This window comes from Bordetella sp. 15P40C-2 (assembly GCF_009763235.1).
Taxonomy (GTDB): domain Bacteria; phylum Pseudomonadota; class Gammaproteobacteria; order Burkholderiales; family Burkholderiaceae_B; genus Bordetella_A.
Map to the genome: position 1 here is coordinate 315,621 of NZ_WSJA01000025.1, position 16,332 is coordinate 331,952.

A 16,332-nucleotide genomic window follows, 5' to 3' on the forward strand; every position below is an offset into this window, starting at 1 on the left:
CGTGATGAATCGATGCGGTCACGCCGCCTGACGCTGTGCTCGCTTATCGGCGTAAGCCATGAGTCCCTCGCGGACCCAGGCGCCTTCCTCATGCGCGCGCTGACGCGCCTGCAAACGTTCCTGATTGCACGGGCCGTGCCCCTTCAGAACGGCATAAAACTCCGACCAGTCGATCTCGCCGAAGTCATAATGCCCGCGCGCTTCGTTCCATTTCAAATCGGGATCGGGGATGGTCAGGCCCAGATACTCGGCCTGCGGCACGGTCTGATCCACCATCTTTTGGCGCAGCTCATCGTTGGAAAAGAGCTTGATCTTCCACGCCATCGATTGCGCGCTGTTGGGGGAATCGGTATCGGGCGGGCCAAACATCATCAACGCCGGCCACCACCAGCGATTCAGCGCGTCCTGACACATGGCTTTCTGCTCGTCCGTGCCATGCCGGCACATTTGAATGAGCAGGTCGTAGCCTTGACGCTGATGAAAGGACTCCTCTTTGCACACGCGCACCATGGCGCGCGCATATGGACCATACGAGCAGCGACACAGTGGAATCTGGTTAATGATGGCCGAGCCATCGACCAGCCATCCGATCATGCCGATGTCGGCCCAGGTCAGCGTGGGATAGTTAAAGATGCTCGAATACTTGGCACGCCCGGCCAGCAGATCATCCACCAGGTCGTCGCGTGACACACCCAACGTTTCGGCCGCGCTATAGAGATACAGCCCGTGCCCCGCCTCGTCCTGCACTTTTGCGAGCAGGATCGCCTTGCGTTTGAGCGACGGCGCGCGCGTGATCCAGTTGCCCTCGGGCAGCATGCCGACGATTTCCGAATGCGCGTGCTGGGAAATTTGACGGATCAGTGTCTTGCGATATGCCTCGGGCATCCAGTCCTGCGGCTCGATCCGCACGCCTTCGTCGACGCGACGTTGGAATTCCTGCTCCGGACCGCTGAACTGGTCGGCGCTGCGCACCTGCTTGACACCCGTGTCCACGAGCTGTGCATACATGTTGGTCTCCTGTATCACATGCGCCCCGTTGGGGCGATTGCGGCGGTCGATGTTCTGACTCTGCTGGGACGATTATTTAATACAAAAAAACGATTGTCAAAGATATTTTAGTATCACGTTCAAAATGTGTATCATGTCGCACATCCCACCACCCTAGACTGCCGATGGCCTATTCACCGTCCGCCCTGCGCCTGTTTCTTGACCGCCAGTTAGAGGAAGACCCACCGCGGGCCAAGTCGCTGTGCGTGAGTTTTCTGGGGGACGCGCTGGCCTGCCACGGTGGGGCAATCTGGCTGGGCGCGATTATTGAGTTGCTCGAGCCGTTAGGAATCAATGAACGGCTGCTGCGCACCAGCGTGTTTCGGCTGGTGGCGCAAGGCTGGCTACAGGCCGAGCGCCACGGGCGGCGCAGCCTGTATCAGCTATCTGATCAGGGGCTGCGGCGCACCGCGCATGCGTCGCAACGGATCTATGTCGGCCCGGCGCAGACCTGGAATGGTGACTGGACGCTGGTCGCCTTGCCGCGCCTGGGTAATCAGGGTTTGTCGGAACGCACGGAGCTGCGCCGCGAGCTCGCCTGGGAAGGCTTCGCGATGATCGCCCCGGGCCTGTTCGCGCACCCGCAAGCGGACGCGCACACGGCGCATGAGGTTTTGGAAAAGCTGGGCATCCCGGACAAGGCACTCGTGCTTTGTGCGCGGGATCTGGCCGGCGCGGGCGGTTTGCCCATCGCGAGCCTTGCGCCACAGAGCTGGAATCTGGACGATGTGGCCGCGCAGTACGAACAGTTCATCCTGCGGTTCGCGCCGCTAGCGGCACTGATCGAGGGCGACCTTGATCCTGCAGACGCTTTTGTCGCGCGCATGCTGCTGCTGCACACCTGGCGGCGAATCGTTCTGCATGACCCGATGCTGCCCGTGCCCATGCTGCCCCCGCAATGGCCGGGACATGCCGCAAGGGCCTTATGCGGCCAGCTCTATTGGAAGTTGTTCGATGCCTCTGAACGCCATCTGGAACAGATAGCCGGCCGCGATAACGAGCGTTATACGGCGCTATCAGAAGACGTGTTCGGAAGGTTCGGAGGAAAACCGTCCCACGAGCCTAGATCTTCATCATATGCTCGCGGTAATACTTGAGCTCCTCGATAGATTCGTAAATATCGGCCAGCGCTTCATGCTTGCTCTTTTTCTCAAAGCCCTTGTAGACCGCAGGCGCCCAGCGACGCGCCAGTTCCTTGAGCGTACTGACATCGAGATTACGGTAATGGAAGAACCGCTCCAACTCGGGCATGTAGGCCACCATAAAGCGGCGATCCTGGCTGATGGTGTTGCCGCATAGGGGCGACTTGCCGGCCGGCACATGTTGAGACAGGAACTCAAGCAGCATCTGCTCGGCCTGCGCCTCGGTCAGCGTCGAGGCTTTCACCTTTTCGATGAGGCCGCTTTTGCCATGCGTGGACTTGTTCCAGTTATCCATCGCGTCCAGCAGACTGTCGGGCTGATGCACCACCAGCACGGGGCCTTCGGCCACCACCGTCAGGTCGGGCTCGGTGACCACCACCGCGACTTCGATGATGCGTTCCCTCGATGGGTCGAGCCCGGTCATTTCCATATCGAGCCAGACCAGGCGATTCTCGTTCAGAGCCATATAATTTGCCTATAAAACACTGCATTTTCTCATACGTGACGCCTATCTCGTGCCATTGAATACTCTGACCCTACTGTTTGCCTTTTTCCTCATCGCCGATCTGTGCGTGCGCCAATGGCTGGCCGCGCGCCAGATCCGCCATGTCGCACGCCATCGGGATCAAGTACCGCCGGAGTTTTCGCCGCGTATCGGACTCCACAGCCACCAGCGCGCCGCGGACTACACCGCCGCGCGCGTACGGCTGGGAATGGTGGAACGAGTATATGACGCCGCCATCCTGGTGGCGCTGACATTGATGGGCGGCTTGCAAGCCATCGACATGGCGATCGCGCAAATCACCTCGCACGATCTGCTGCGGCAGCTACTGCTGTTGGGTAGTGTGGCGCTGCTGCTGGGGGTGCTCGGACTTCCGTTCACGCTGTGGCGCCAGTTCCGGCTGGAGGCGCGCTTTGGCTTTAATCGCATGACGCCGAGGCTATTTGTCTCCGATCTGATCAAGGGACTCGTTGTCGCGTTGATCCTCGGCACCCCTCTCGCGGCAGCCATATTGTGGCTGATGGCCAGCGCTGGCAGCTTGTGGTGGCTGTGGGCATGGGGCTTATGGACGGCATTTAATTTGCTGCTGCTCTTTATCTATCCCACCTTCATCGCCCCGCTGTTCAACAAGTTCACGCCGCTCACGGACGCAGCGCTGGCTGACCGTATCCGTCAACTGGCGCAACGTTGCGGATTTGCTTTGAATGGGCTGTTCGTCATGGACGGCTCGCGCCGCTCGGCGCATGGCAATGCGTACTTCACGGGCTTTGGCAAATCGCGGCGTATCGTGTTTTTCGACACGCTTTTGGCTCGTCTGAACGCCGATGAGATTGAAGCCGTCCTGGCGCACGAGCTGGGCCACTTCGCCAAACGCCATATTGTCAAACGTATCGTGTTGAGCTTTATCGCCGCGCTGGTGTTTTTCGCCGCGCTGGGCTGGCTCGCGCAGCAGCCTTGGTTCTACGAAGGCCTGGGTGTCGTGCCGCGTCTGGACGGACGCAACGATGCGATGGCGTTGTTGCTCTTTTTCCTGGTGATCCCCGTGTTCACCTTTATGCTCACGCCTGTTGCAAGCTGGTATTCTCGTCGCGATGAATTCGAGGCGGATCGCTACGCCGCCAGCCAGAGCTCGCCTCAGCAATTGGTCGCGGCGCTGGTCAAGCTCTACGACGACAACGCCGCTACCCTCACCCCGGACCCTGTGCACTCCGCCTTTTATGACAGCCATCCTCCCGCCGCCGTGCGTATCCGCCACCTGACTCAGACCGCATGAGCGCTCCCCAACTTCTGGAAGGCCGCATCATCTCGGCCCACGGCCGCCACTATGTGGTGGAATTCCCCGACGGCTCGCAACGTCACTGCTTCCCGCGCGGCAAAAAGGCCGGGGCCGCGGTAGGCGATCGGGTACGCATCGCACCGCAGGGCCGCGATGAGGGCGCCATTGATGCAATCTTGCCCCGCACCAATCTATTGTTCCGGTCGGACGAAATGCGGACCAAGCAGTTCGCGGCCAATGTCGATCAACTATTGATCGTCGTGGCCGTCGAGCCGACTTTTGCCGACGATCTGGTGGGACGCGCGTTGGCCGGCGCGTGGAGCGCGGACATCGAGCCGATCATCATTCTGAACAAGGTGGATATCCAGAACGGTTTGGAAGCCGCGCGCGCACGACTGGCCGCCGTCCGAGCGTTGGGTGTACCGGTCATTGAACTCAGCGCGTTGGATCGGGAAACGGTGCTCGCGGCACTCGGGCAGCGGTTGATCGGCAAGACCACGCTATTACTGGGTCAAAGCGGCATGGGTAAATCAACGCTGCTCAATGCGCTGGTTCCGGACGCCGATGCGCCGACGCGGGAATACTCGTCCGCGCTGGACATGGGCCGGCACACGACCACGAGCACGCGCCTGTATCATCTGCCGCCTCCGGGCGGGGACCTGATCGATTCGCCGGGATTCCAGGCATTCGGCCTGCAACATCTTTCCGGGACCGACATCCTCCGGGGCTTTCCCGAATTCACGCAGCATATCGAGCGCTGCCGCTTCTATAACTGCACGCATCGGCGCGAGCCCGGCTGCGGGGTGGTTGAAGCGTTACAAGCGGGAGAAATCGATCCAGGTCGCTATGCGCTTTATCAGCGTATCCTCGAAGAGAGCGAGGCGGCGCAGCAGCGGTATTGATTAGTAGGCGTACATCGCACACCGCTGCCCGCGCCCATTGCGCAGCATCGTGTGTGCGAAGCCTCATCGCCCTACATCTGCGGTGGCCGATGAGGCCTGCTACATAATCTTAGGCAGCATCACTTTGCGCATGCCCTTCCCCGGCCACCAAGCCGTGATGCAGGGCATGGTAGAGGTTGCGCAACATACCGGCCGTCGCCCCCCAGATGAAATACTTTTGCCAAGGCATGGCGTAGTAGCGCCGCTCGCGCCCATCTGGCAACGGCCCGCGATAAAGGCGATGATTCGCCGGGTTAGCAAGGAACGCCAAGGGCACTTCGAAAATTTCGGCGACTTCGAACACATCCGGGGCCAATGTGAACCCCGGCCGCACCAAGGACAGCACCGGCGTGATGGCAAAGCCGGTGGAAGTCAGATAGTCCGGCATCGTACCTAGTACATCCACATACTCGGCCGCAAGGCCCGTCTCTTCCTGAGCCTCGCGCAAGGCCGTCGCAATGGGCGTGGCATCGTAGGTCTCCACGCGCCCGCCCGGAAAGCTGATCTGGCCCGCATGGTCGTACAAATGCGCAGTGCGCTGCGTCAACATCACGCTGACCCCTTCCGGGCGCACCACCAGGGGAACCAACACAGCCGCCATAACAGGCGGCCCCTCTCGGCCGGGATGACGATACTCGGTCGAACCCAGCGGGTCCTGGGGCCATGGTCCGTCCTGGCTCAAGACCTCGCGCAGCGACTCCGGCGTCAACAGGCGCTCGGGCACGGCGGTGAGCCCGATATCGGCGGGTTGCCAGGGCTGTGAGGCGGGATCAAACGGTACGGCCACGCGAGGGCGGCGAGGACGGGACGAAGGGTCAGGCATACCAGCTTTGAATAATAAAAAAGGCACCTTGGTAGGTGCCTTTTTAACCCGAATCGCCGTAAAGCGTGGTGCAAGCCTGCCGAAGCAGGCATCACACCGGGTCCAATCAAGCCGCTTTGGCTTTCTTGATGACCAGCTTTTCTTTGATGCGAGCGGATTTGCCCGAACGGTTGCGCAGGTAGTAGAGCTTTGCGCGACGGACGTCACCGCGACGCTTGACTTCGATGCCAGCGATTTGCGGGGAGTACAGTTGGAACGTACGCTCGACGGCTTCACCCGACGAGATCTTGCGCACGATGAAGGAAGAATTCAGACCGCGATTGCGCTTGGCGATCACGACGCCTTCGTAAGCCTGAACGCGCTTACGGGTGCCTTCAACGACGTTGACGCTGACCACCACGGTGTCGCCAGGGGCGAACTCGGGCATGGTCTTGTCGCCGGTCAGGCGGGCGATTTCTTCCTGTTCCAGGATAGCGATGAGGTTCATAAGAACTCCAAAATCATCATGCCTTGCGGTTTATTAGCGTGGATTCGTGGCGTGAGCCCGTACCCGATAAGCGTGACGCAAGCAGAGGATGAGGGTTGTGGTAAACCCAGCATTCTACATCAAATCAAGCATTTAGGCATATTAGCGGGTGGCTTTCCCCACGGACAGAGTTTTCGCAGTACGCTGTCCGGCTTCTTGTCACAAAACTGTCGTACGCAGCAGCCGCAGCATTCATGTCTTACGCATCCCTGTTATTAGTCGTCTTGGCGGCCATGGCGCACGCCACCTGGAATCTGCTGGCAAAGCGCGCCGCCATGGTGGGGCCGGTTTTCGTGTTTGCTTACGGCATGTGTTCCGTATTGCTCTACGCGCCCTGGGTGCTATGGATCTTGATGACCGAGGGGATGGACTGGACCTGGCCAGTGGTGCTGTGCATCTTCGCCTCGGGACTGTTGCACCTGGCCTACAGTCTATGCCTGCAGCGTGGCTACCAGGTGGCGGATCTGTCGGTGGTGTATCCGATCGCTCGGGGCACCGGGCCGCTGCTATCGACCATGGGGGCATTCATCCTGTTGCACGAGCCGGCCACTACCACCGGCATTATTGGCATGCTGTGCGTGGTCGGTGGGGTGCTGCTGATCGCCACGCAGGGCCGGCTCTCGCTATTTCGCCAGCCCCATGCCTGGGTCGGCGTGCGCTGGGGCGTGCTGATCGGGCTCTTTATCGCGGCGTATACCGTCGTGGACGCTTATGGCGTCAAGGTGCTGCTGCTGATGCCCGTGCTGTTTGACTGGTTCACCTGTGCCACGCGCAGCGTCATCATGGCCCCCCATATCCTAAGCCGCCGGGCGCAAAACTGGGAAGCCATGCGTGGCTACTGGGGTTTGGCGTGGTTGGTCGGGCTTTTGTCGCCGCTGGGCTACATCCTTGTGCTCTACGCATTGCGCAACGGCGCACCGCTAAGCCTGGTCGCACCAGCGCGGGAAATGTCCATGATGCTGGGGACCCTGGCCGGGATGTTCCTGTTACGCGAAAAAGTTGGCGTGGGCCGATTGCTAGGCTGTCTCGCTATCTTGGCGGGCGTGATTTTGCTGGGATCGAGTTAACTCAGCTAAGCGTCGAGTCAGAACCCCGCTGCCGCACCCAACCACATCAGTCCTGGAATCAACGCCCCCCACACGGCAACCAGCAGGATATCGACCACTTTCTGACGCAAGCTCAGCGCAGGCTGGCAGGCGTAGGCCGTGCCGAGGGACTGGCTGTGTAATGCAAGACCTTCCAGGTGGATTGCCTCGGCCTTGGCGTGTCCGGCGATGTGCGCGTGACCCGTGGAGGCCGGCGTCGTGTGGACGGCCTCGCCTGTCGCCGGCGCATCGGATGTGGGTGCGCTGTCTGCTTGAGGAATCTCCAGGGATTGCGGCGCAGCGGCGGGCGGCATGCATACCGAATGGGCCCGACCTCGCCCCGCGGAGAACGGCCAACGTACCGGCCGGCGTAGCCCCGTGGCCACCATCTGTACCAGTCTGGCGGGCGCCCAAATGGACAGCCGCGATGGTACGGCGAGATCGGAATCGGAAGTGAGCGTGGCAGTGGACATGTGAGACTCCGGTTAAAACAGCGCTAACTGCGGGGAAGGCGACATCGGCGTAGCGCCGCGGGCGCGGCGTGAGTTGCCCGCTACCGAGGACGCTGCGGCCGCGCCTCCCAGGGCGGTGGCCGCCTCGGGGGCTTGAAACAAATGCGTGGCCAGTTGGGGCCGGGTGGTATTCAGAGCCAACTTGCGCACGGCCAGGTTGAACCGTTGGCGCAGCAGATTGGCCCAGAGACCTGTGCCGCTCATACGCGTGCCGAACTGCGGATCATTCCGGCGGCCATTGCGCAGGTCTTCGATACGATGCAGGACGCGCTGAGCGCGGTCGGGGAAATGGGTGTGTAGCCATCGCTCGAACACCGCGCGGACTTCCCAAGGCAGGCGTATCACGGTGTAGCTGGCGTAGCAGGCCCCCGCTTGCGCGGATTCCTGAAGGATGCGCTCGAGTGACTCGTCGTTGATAAACGGGATGACCGGGGCGACCAGAACGCCGACCGGGATCCCGGCATTGGCGAGAGTGCGCACCGCCTGGATACGTCGCCAAGGCGCGGAAGCGCGTGGCTCCAAGGTACGCGCCATGTCGCTATCCAGCGTGGTGATGCTGATGTAGACCGTCACCAGCCGCTGCTCAGCGAGCGCGCGCAACAGATCGAGATCACGCTCGATCAGTGCATTCTTTGTCACGATCGTTGCCGGATGCCGGGTCTGCAGCAGCAGTTCCAGCACGCCGCGCGTCAGTTGCCACTGGCGCTCGATCGGTTGATAGACGTCGGTCGCTGAGCCGATGTTGATCGGTGACACCCGGTAGCCCGGGCGCGCAAGTTCGGCGCGCAACACGTCCACCGCATTGGTCTTGGCTACCAGCTTGGTTTCGAAATCCAAGCCCGGGGAGTAGCCAAGATAAGCATGCGTCGGCCGCGCATAGCAATAGACGCAGCCATGTTCGCACCCGCGATAGGTGTTGACCGCCACATCGAACGGAATATCCGGCGAATCGTTGCGCGATAAGAGCTTGCGCGCCTGCTCGGGTGCGACGGTCGTCTGGGGATTCGGTTGGAGCTCTACAGTTCTGGCCCCTGTCTCGCAGCCATGCGAGCCGCCGAGTAGCGCCGAATCCTGATCGCCGTGCCAGCCGTCGTCGGCCGGCTCGCGCTCCGTTTGCTCGAAGCGGTGGCGGACATTAGTAACCGCTCCCCGACCGCGCAAGGCGGCGGGGGCGGCAGCCGGGGACCCAGTACCGGCGGAGAAAACGACGTTGGTGCGTGCCATGGAAAGTACTGTACATAAATACAGTATTTTCGGCAAGCCCCAAGTTCGCTCGTTGAGCGAAATGTCACTTTACTCCAAGCCAGGCCGCCACGGCGCGTCCGATTTGCGCGCTCCTAGGAGGAGTTGGGGAAAGCGATAATGTGCCCCGCCCTCGCAGAAAAACAACAGTGGAGCACAGCGCATTTATCGCAACATGCCGGCCGCTGCGGTTTGATGCGTGGCCGCATCGATCAGAATAAAAGCGCCGGTGGCCGGCAAGTCCGCGTAGGCGTCGACCGCCAAGGCCTCCCGCGTCGAGAATGTGATGCGGCCGATGTCATTCATACTCAGGGACTCCCCGCCGCTTGGCACCTCCTGCAGCTCGTGGATGTCACGCCGCGTCAGCACCTCGCGCACTTTAGCGGAGGTGAGTCGCGTGCCTTGCTTGAGCAAGTACTTGCGAGCGGGATTGAGCGCCTGGGCATCCAGCCAGCAGACCTCGGCCTCGAAATCGCGTCCGACGCGCGCGGGAGCGGCGACGTGCGACAGCACATCGCCGCGCGAGACGTCCACGTCTCGGTCGAGCACGACAGTCACGGAATCGCCCGCCACCGCGACATCGACTTCCCGGTCGAAGGACGAAACAGACTTGACGCGCGCCGTCACGCCCGAGGGCTGCACCACCACCTCGTCTCCGGGACGCAACTCGCCGCTGGCAATACGCCCCGCATACCCACGAAAATCATCGACGCTGGATCCACCATGACGCAGCACCCATTGCACCGGGAAACGCAAGGGCCGCTCGACGGGAGCAGCGTCCACACCTAGTTGCTCCAGCAACGTCAGCAGTGGCGGGCCGTCATACCAGGGGGTATGCGCCGAGGGATTCACGACGTTATCGCCTTCCAACGCCGAGATGGGCATAACGTGATACTGCTCAATCTGCAGCCGGGCCGCGAGATCGGCGTAGGCCCCGCGGATCCGCTCGAACACAGTCCGATCCCAGCCGATCAAATCCATCTTGTTGACCGCGACCACGATGTGTCGGATACCGAGCAGATGCGCAATCGTGCTGTGCCGCTTGGTCTGGGTCAGCAGCTGTCCATTGGTAACCCGTGTCGCATCGATCAGAATGATCGCGGCATCGGCCGTGGAAGCCCCCGTGACCATATTGCGCGTGTACTGTTCGTGTCCGGGTGCGTCCGCGACGATGAACTTACGCAACGGGGTCGAGAAATAGCGATATGCCACATCGATGGTGATGCCTTGTTCGCGTTCGGCTTCCAGGCCGTCCGTCAGCAAGGCGAAGTCGATGCCATCGCCGGCGACACGCTTGTATTTGGCCCGCGAGATCGCATCGAGCTGATCGGCGAACACGCCCTTGCTGTCATACAGCAGCCGCCCGATCAGCGTGGATTTACCGTCATCTACCGAGCCCGCAGTGATCAGGCGCAATACACCATGGTCGGCGGCGGGCAGAAAAGAGTCATTCACAGCGTTCATGTCGTTATCCGCTTACCAGTTAAAAATAGCCTTCTTTCTTGCGCCGCTCCATGGACGCCTCGGAAGTCTGATCGTCCATACGGGTCGCGCCACGCTCGGTGATGTCGGTCACGGCGGTTTCGGCGATGATGGCTAAGGGGTCGGCTGCTTCTGATGCCACGGGGCAGGTGCACGAGATATCGCCCACGGTGCGAAAACGCACCGACAAGTTTTCGACCTGTTCACCGTCGCGTGGCGGGGTCAATGGCGTCACGGGTACCAGCAAACCCTTGCGCCGCACGACATCACGCCGATGGCTGTAGTAGATGGATGGCAGTCGCAACGCCTCGCGATGGATGTACTGCCATACGTCCAGTTCGGTCCAGTTAGAGATCGGAAACACGCGCATGTTTTCGCCTGGATGCACGCGGGTGTTAAACAGATTCCAGAGTTCGGGGCGTTGCGCTTTCGGATCCCACTGACCAAATGCGTCGCGGAAAGAGAAAATGCGCTCCTTGGCGCGTGCTTTTTCCTCATCGCGCCTGGCGCCACCGATACAAGCGTCGAAGCCGAATTCTTCGATCGCTTCGAGCAGCGTGACGGCTTGCGCGGCGTTACGCGAATCGTTTTCCTGACGCAGCACCACACTGCCGCGTCGAATCGAGTCTTCGACACTGCGCACGATCAACTGCTCGCCCAGTTCGGCGGCACGCTCGTCGCGAAACGCGATCACCTCATCGAAGTTATGACCCGTGTCGATATGCATGAGAGGAAACGGAAATGGCCCCGGACGAAAGGCTTTCTCAGCGAGCCTCAACAGCACGACCGAATCCTTGCCGCCCGAGAACAGCAATACCGGCCGTGCGCATTCGGCCGCCACTTCGCGCAAGATGGTGATCGCTTCGGATTCCAGCCAGTCGAGATGGCTACGATGAACAACGACAGACATAATTTTCCTCTCAGACAGATGTTGCTTTGTACGGCGCGGCGGTCACCGGGATGACGCGGTTGCCAGCGTGCAGGCCGCACTCTTTAGCGTCGGAACTTTCCCACCACCACCGCCCTGCCCTGACGTCCTCACCGGGGCGGATAGCGCGCGTACAGGGCTCACAACCGATCGAGGGATAGCCTTGATCGTGCAAGGGGTTATAGGGAATGCCCAGCGCGCGGATGACATGCCAGACATCGTCCTGGCTCCAGGATGCCAGTGGATTGAATTTGTAGAGCCCGAAGACCGGGTCTTGCTCTTGTTCGGCAAGCGTGCCGCGCGTGGCAGCTTGCTCGCGTCGCTGGCCGGTAATCCATGCGCCGCGCCCCGCGAGTGCGCGCTTGAGGGGATCGACCTTGCGGATCTGGCAACAGGCCTTGCGCAGCTCCAGACTTTCGTAGAACGCATGGGCTCCATGTATCCGCACATAGGCATGCACGGCATCCTCATCGGGCCGATATACGGTTAACTCGCGGCCATAATGCTGACGCACTGTGTCCAGCATATCCAAGGTCTCGCGATGCAAGCGCCCCGTATCCAGTGTGAACACTTCGAGCGCCAAGCCCGATTCATAAATAGCATGCGTCAATACCATATCCTCGGCCGCCAGCGATGAGGCGAGCGCGGCGTCTGGATAGCGATGCGCAATGTCGGCGAGGGTCTGTTGCAGCGCTTGCCAGCGCTGGGCGACGGCGGGTTGTAGATCGAAGTTTGTCATCGTCATGCCGAGGCGAAAACGCGCGCGCGACGTGGGCGCGCAAGCAAGCTTTCACCCTCCTTGAGTTGAAGTTCGCGGTATAGCTGTTCAGGCACTTGCGCTTCGATCATGTCCTGACGATCTTGACGCTCGAGCTCCAGATAAGCACTGGGACCCGCCAGATACACATGGCGCAGTCGCACCGGTATGCCCTGCCCACCGCCGTCGTTGCGCGCCAGATCGATTTCATGGGGACGCACATAGGCGACGGCCTCTTGCTGACGAGCGCCATGCAACTCGGGCGCGGGAAGTTCGATCCCATGTGCCTGCCAAATGCCATCGTTGACATGCCCGGCCACTTGATTAACGTCGCCCAGAAAGCCGTATACGAATGGCGTGGCCGGGTGTTCCCATACCTCGCGCGGCGTGCCGACTTGTTCGACATGCCCCGCATTCATCAACACGACGCGATCGGCGACCTCGAGTGCTTCTTCCTGGTCATGGGTGACGAACACGCTGGCGACATGCAGTTCATCATGCAGCCGACGCAGCCAACGGCGCAGCTCCTTGCGCACTTTGGCATCGAGGGCACCGAACGGCTCGTCCAACAACAGCACTTGAGGCTCGACCGCGAGCGCGCGCGCCAAGGCAATCCGTTGACGCTGGCCTCCCGATAACTGCGCGGGATAACGATCGGCCAGCCAATCGAGCTGCACCAGATTCAGTAATTCGTGCACTTTGGCTCGAATACGGGCCTCGCTGGGGCGCTCGGAACGACGCATGACACGTAGACCGAACGCTACGTTCTCGAACACGGTCATGTGTTTAAAGAGCGCATAGTGCTGAAACACGAACCCCACGCGGCGGTGGCGCACGTCCACGCCTGTCGCGTCTTCACCGGAAAACAACACGCTGCCGCTATCGGCGGTTTCCAGTCCAGCGATAATGCGTAGCAGCGTGGTTTTGCCGCAGCCCGATGGCCCCAACAACGCGACGAGCTCGCCCGTCTCGATATGCAGCGACACATTGTCGAGCGCGCGAAAATTGCCAAACCGGCGCGAGAGATTTTTGACTTCGATACTCATGATTCAATCTTCCTCAGGCGGTTGCCGGCCGCGACACGGCAATCGGGGCAGCTGCTGTTTCAAAGGGATCCAAGGCATCGGCGGGTGTGGCGCTGCGCCACTCGACAATGCTCTTGATTACCAGCGTCAGCAGAGCGAGTAACGCCAGCAGTGAAGCCACTGCGAACGATGCGGCGAACTGGTACTCGCCATACAGAATCTCGACGTGCAGCGTCAGCGTGTTGGTCAAACCACGCACATGGCCCGATACAACAGACACGGCGCCGAACTCGCCCATCGCCCGCGCATTGCACAGGATCGCGCCGTACAACAGCCCCCATTTGATGTTGGGCAAGGTCACGCGCCAAAAGATCTGCCATCCGCTCGCGCCCAAGGTCAACGCGGCCTGTTCTTCTTCACTACCCTGCGCTTGCATCAGTGGAATCAGCTCGCGGGCGATAAAGGGGAAGGTGACGAACAAAGTCGCCAGCACCACGCCCGGCACGGCATAGACGATCTTTAAATCGTGATCCTGCAACGTTGGCCATAGCCAGCTCTGTGATCCGAACAGCAAGACAAACACCAGCCCCGCCACCACGGGCGATACGGAAAACGGCAAATCGATGAGCGTGATGAGCAGCTGTTTTCCGCGAAATTCAAACTTCGCAATCGCCCACGCCGCCGACACACCAAAGACCATATTGATGACCAGCGAGATCGCGGCGACCCATAGCGTCAAAGTGATCGCGCTGACGGCATCCGGCTCGGTCACGGCAGCCAGATAAAGTTTCCAGCCCTTGCGGAACGCCTCGACAAACACAGTGGCCAATGGCAGCAGTAAGAACAGCGCTAAGAAGGCCAGGGCCACACCAAGCAGAATGCCACGCACCCAGCGCGGCTCTGTCAGATGGTCAGGGCGGGTATGTCTGACGGTCATGCGACTCTCCTGCCGCGCCGTGCTTGCCATCCTTGCAGCAGGTTGATGAGCAACAACATGGCAAACGAGATGGCGAGCATCACGGTCGCAATCGCCGCCGCGCCTACGTAGTCGAAGCGTTCGAGCTTGGACATGATCAACAACGGCGTGATCTCGGTGACCATCGGCCGATTGCCCGCGATGAACACCACCGAGCCGTATTCGCCTACTGCGCGGGCGAAGGACAAGGCAAAGCCGGTCAACAATGCAGGCGCAAGCGTCGGCAAGATCACGCGGCGCACCGTCTGCCATCGGTCCGCGCCGAGGCTGGCGGCCGCCTCCTCGATTTCCTGTTCGACATCCTCAAGCACCGGCTGTACGGTGCGCACAACGAAAGGAATGCCGATAAAGATCATCGCCACCACAATACCAATCGGCGTAAACGCCACCTTGATGCCAAACCATTGTTCCAGTGGCCCGCCAAGCCAGCCGTTCTTCGCATACAGGGCCGTCAAGGCGATCCCCGCCACCGCGGTCGGCAATGCGAAAGGCAGATCGACCATCGCATCCAAGATCTTTTTGCCCGGGAACTCGTAGCGCACGAGGACCCAGGCGACGATAAGGCCAAACACCAGATTAACCAGCGCCGCGGTCAATGCCGCGCCGAAGGTCAATTGATACGAATAGACGGCTTGCGGCGCGCTCACAACGCGCCAGAAGCCCTCCCAACCCAGACTCGCGCTTTTGAGCGGCAACGTTGCCAACGGCAGCAGCACCAGCAGACTCAGATAGACAACAGTAAAGCCCATCGACAGGCCGAACCCCGGCAATACGCCAGGACGCCTGCGCAATCTGAGCGGCGCGGGTGCGACTGGCGGAATACCCATCGTGGCAGTAGTCATGCTCGCGTCCCGCTTGATTTACCTGCCCTGAGGCAGATAGATTTGATCGAACGTGCCGCCATCGCTGAAATGCGTTTGCTGCGCCTTTTGCCATCCGCCGAATATCGGATCGTCGATAGTGACCAGCTTCACCTGCGGGAATCGCTGGCTATACTTCTCCGCGACCTGCTTATCAGTGGGACGATAGAAGTTGCGCGCGATGATCTCCTGCGCTTCTGGGGTATACAGGTATTCCAGATACGCTTGTGCAGCCGCACGCGTGCCCTTGCGATCGACGTTGCGATCCACCAGCGCGACGGGCGGCTCGGCCAGGATGGACATCGAGGGCACGACGATATCGAACTTGTCCGGGCCGAGCTCTTCGAGTGCGAGAAACGCCTCGTTTTCCCAGGCTAGCAGCACATCGCCCACGCCACGCTCGACGAACGTCGTGGTCGATCCGCGCGCGCCGGTGTCCAGCACGGGCACGTGTTTAAACAGTTGAGCAACGAACTCGCGCGCTTTGTTCTCATCACCATTGTTTTGCGCGAGCGCATATGCCCAGGCCGCGAGATAGTTCCAACGCGCGCCGCCCGAAGTCTTGGGATTCGGCGTGATGACTTCGATGCCGTCCTTGGTCAGGTCGCTCCAATCGCGGATGTTCTTGGGATTGCCCTTGCGCACCAGGAACACGATGGTCGAGGTATAGGGCGAACTGTTCAGCGGCAAGCGCTTTTGCCAGTCTTGCGGCAGCAGGCCGTTCGCGGCGATCGCATCGATGTCATAGGCTAATGCCAGCGTCACGACATCCGCATCGAGTCCGTCAATCACTGAGCGTGCCTGCTTTCCCGACCCGCCATGCGACTGCCGGATATTGAGGCTCACGCCCGCCTTGTCCTGGTAGTGCTTTACAAAGGCTTCATCGATAGCGCGGTACAACTCTCGCGTGGGATCGTACGAGACGTTCAATAGTGTTTGCTTGTCCTGCGCCTGTGCCGGCAGACCCAGCGTGAATGTCATCGCGATCGCTACGAGCGTGGTCCACACTTTTTTCTTGTACTGCATCGTTGCACCCTGTTTGGAAGATGGTTGGATGCAAGTGTGCAGTGCGCACGTATTAAACGGAACGATGCTTTTTTTGATTGCTCATCGCTGGAAGAAATATGAGACGAGTCCGACCTTGGCAAGGCTCCGCTCGGCGAGGGGCAAGATAGGTGAATGGGCCTTGCATGCCCAGCAACCGCTGA

The 16,332-nt window shown here is 60.7% G+C and carries 17 protein-coding genes; 4 read left to right on the forward strand and 13 right to left on the reverse strand.

Translation table 11 applies throughout. From position 1 onward, the window contains the following. Positions 1–18: 18 nt before the first annotated feature. Complete coding sequence (paaA, locus tag GOQ25_RS12250; RefSeq protein ID WP_160350736.1) at positions 19–1,008, reverse strand: 1,2-phenylacetyl-CoA epoxidase subunit PaaA; 990 nt, start codon at positions 1,006–1,008, stop codon at positions 19–21. A gap of 164 nt (positions 1,009–1,172) precedes the next feature. Here paaA and paaX point away from each other — a divergent pair, with 164 nt between their 5' ends. After that, complete coding sequence (gene paaX, locus GOQ25_RS12255) at positions 1,173–2,144, forward strand: phenylacetic acid degradation operon negative regulatory protein PaaX (protein ID WP_160350737.1); 972 nt, start codon at positions 1,173–1,175, stop codon at positions 2,142–2,144. Here the strand turns inward: paaX and orn are convergent. Next, entirely contained in the window at positions 2,110–2,655 is a 546-nt protein-coding gene (gene orn, locus GOQ25_RS12260) for an oligoribonuclease (RefSeq protein WP_160350738.1), read from the reverse strand. The two genes, paaX and orn, sit on opposite strands and share 35 nt — an antisense overlap. Before the next feature lie 49 nt (positions 2,656–2,704). Here orn and GOQ25_RS12265 point away from each other — a divergent pair, with 49 nt between their 5' ends. Next, on the forward strand, positions 2,705–3,964 hold the full coding sequence (locus GOQ25_RS12265; RefSeq protein WP_160350739.1) for a M48 family metallopeptidase: 1,260 nt from the start codon (positions 2,705–2,707) through the stop codon (positions 3,962–3,964). Then, positions 3,961–4,869, forward strand: coding sequence for a ribosome small subunit-dependent GTPase A (rsgA, locus tag GOQ25_RS12270; RefSeq protein WP_160350740.1), 909 nt, complete (start codon positions 3,961–3,963; stop codon positions 4,867–4,869). Before GOQ25_RS12265 ends, rsgA begins: the two co-directional genes overlap by 4 nt. 109 nt (positions 4,870–4,978) lie before the next feature. On the opposite strand, the gene GOQ25_RS12275 is transcribed toward rsgA, so the two are convergent. Beyond that, entirely contained in the window at positions 4,979–5,731 is a 753-nt protein-coding gene (locus GOQ25_RS12275) for a CoA pyrophosphatase (RefSeq protein ID WP_160350741.1), read from the reverse strand. 106 nt (positions 5,732–5,837) lie between these two features. Continuing rightward, entirely contained in the window at positions 5,838–6,218 is a 381-nt protein-coding gene (gene rplS / locus GOQ25_RS12280; RefSeq protein ID WP_160350742.1) for a 50S ribosomal protein L19, read from the reverse strand. 233 nt (positions 6,219–6,451) lie between these two features. Between rplS and GOQ25_RS12285 the strand changes: the two genes are divergently transcribed. Next, a complete protein-coding gene (locus GOQ25_RS12285; protein ID WP_160350743.1) occupies positions 6,452–7,324 on the forward strand; it encodes a DMT family transporter in 873 nt (290 codons plus the stop codon). A gap of 17 nt (positions 7,325–7,341) precedes the next feature. Here the strand turns inward: GOQ25_RS12285 and GOQ25_RS19390 are convergent, their stop codons facing one another. The 9 genes from GOQ25_RS19390 to GOQ25_RS12325 form a co-directional block, all read right to left on the reverse strand. Beyond that, positions 7,342–7,815 (reverse strand): hypothetical protein, encoded by a 474-nt coding sequence (locus GOQ25_RS19390; protein ID WP_202109442.1) that lies wholly within the window; start codon positions 7,813–7,815, stop codon positions 7,342–7,344. Positions 7,816–7,827: 12 nt separating this feature from the next. Then, on the reverse strand, positions 7,828–9,078 hold the full coding sequence (locus GOQ25_RS12290) for a PA0069 family radical SAM protein (RefSeq protein ID WP_160350744.1): 1,251 nt from the start codon (positions 9,076–9,078) through the stop codon (positions 7,828–7,830). 183 nt (positions 9,079–9,261) lie between these two features. Continuing rightward, positions 9,262–10,560, reverse strand: coding sequence for a sulfate adenylyltransferase subunit 1 (locus GOQ25_RS12295; RefSeq protein ID WP_160350745.1), 1,299 nt, complete (start codon positions 10,558–10,560; stop codon positions 9,262–9,264). Between the two features lie 19 nt (positions 10,561–10,579). Beyond that, entirely contained in the window at positions 10,580–11,488 is a 909-nt protein-coding gene (gene cysD / locus GOQ25_RS12300) for a sulfate adenylyltransferase subunit CysD (protein WP_160350746.1), read from the reverse strand. Positions 11,489–11,498: 10 nt separating this feature from the next. Then, a complete protein-coding gene (locus GOQ25_RS12305; protein ID WP_160350747.1) occupies positions 11,499–12,251 on the reverse strand; it encodes a phosphoadenylyl-sulfate reductase in 753 nt (250 codons plus the stop codon). Continuing rightward, on the reverse strand, positions 12,248–13,309 hold the full coding sequence (locus GOQ25_RS12310; protein WP_160350748.1) for a sulfate/molybdate ABC transporter ATP-binding protein: 1,062 nt from the start codon (positions 13,307–13,309) through the stop codon (positions 12,248–12,250). Before GOQ25_RS12310 ends, GOQ25_RS12305 begins: the two co-directional genes overlap by 4 nt. A 13-nt stretch (positions 13,310–13,322) precedes the next feature. Continuing rightward, positions 13,323–14,225: a sulfate ABC transporter permease subunit CysW gene (cysW, locus tag GOQ25_RS12315; protein WP_160350749.1), complete on the reverse strand. Its 903-nt coding sequence runs from the start codon at positions 14,223–14,225 to the stop codon at positions 13,323–13,325. Continuing rightward, a complete protein-coding gene (cysT, locus tag GOQ25_RS12320) occupies positions 14,222–15,106 on the reverse strand; it encodes a sulfate ABC transporter permease subunit CysT (protein WP_160350750.1) in 885 nt (294 codons plus the stop codon). The genes cysW and cysT overlap by 4 nt, the downstream gene beginning before the upstream one ends. An 18-nt stretch (positions 15,107–15,124) precedes the next feature. Beyond that, positions 15,125–16,105 (reverse strand): sulfate ABC transporter substrate-binding protein, encoded by a 981-nt coding sequence (locus tag GOQ25_RS12325; protein ID WP_236844564.1) that lies wholly within the window; start codon positions 16,103–16,105, stop codon positions 15,125–15,127. Between the last annotated feature and the right edge of the window lie 227 nt (positions 16,106–16,332).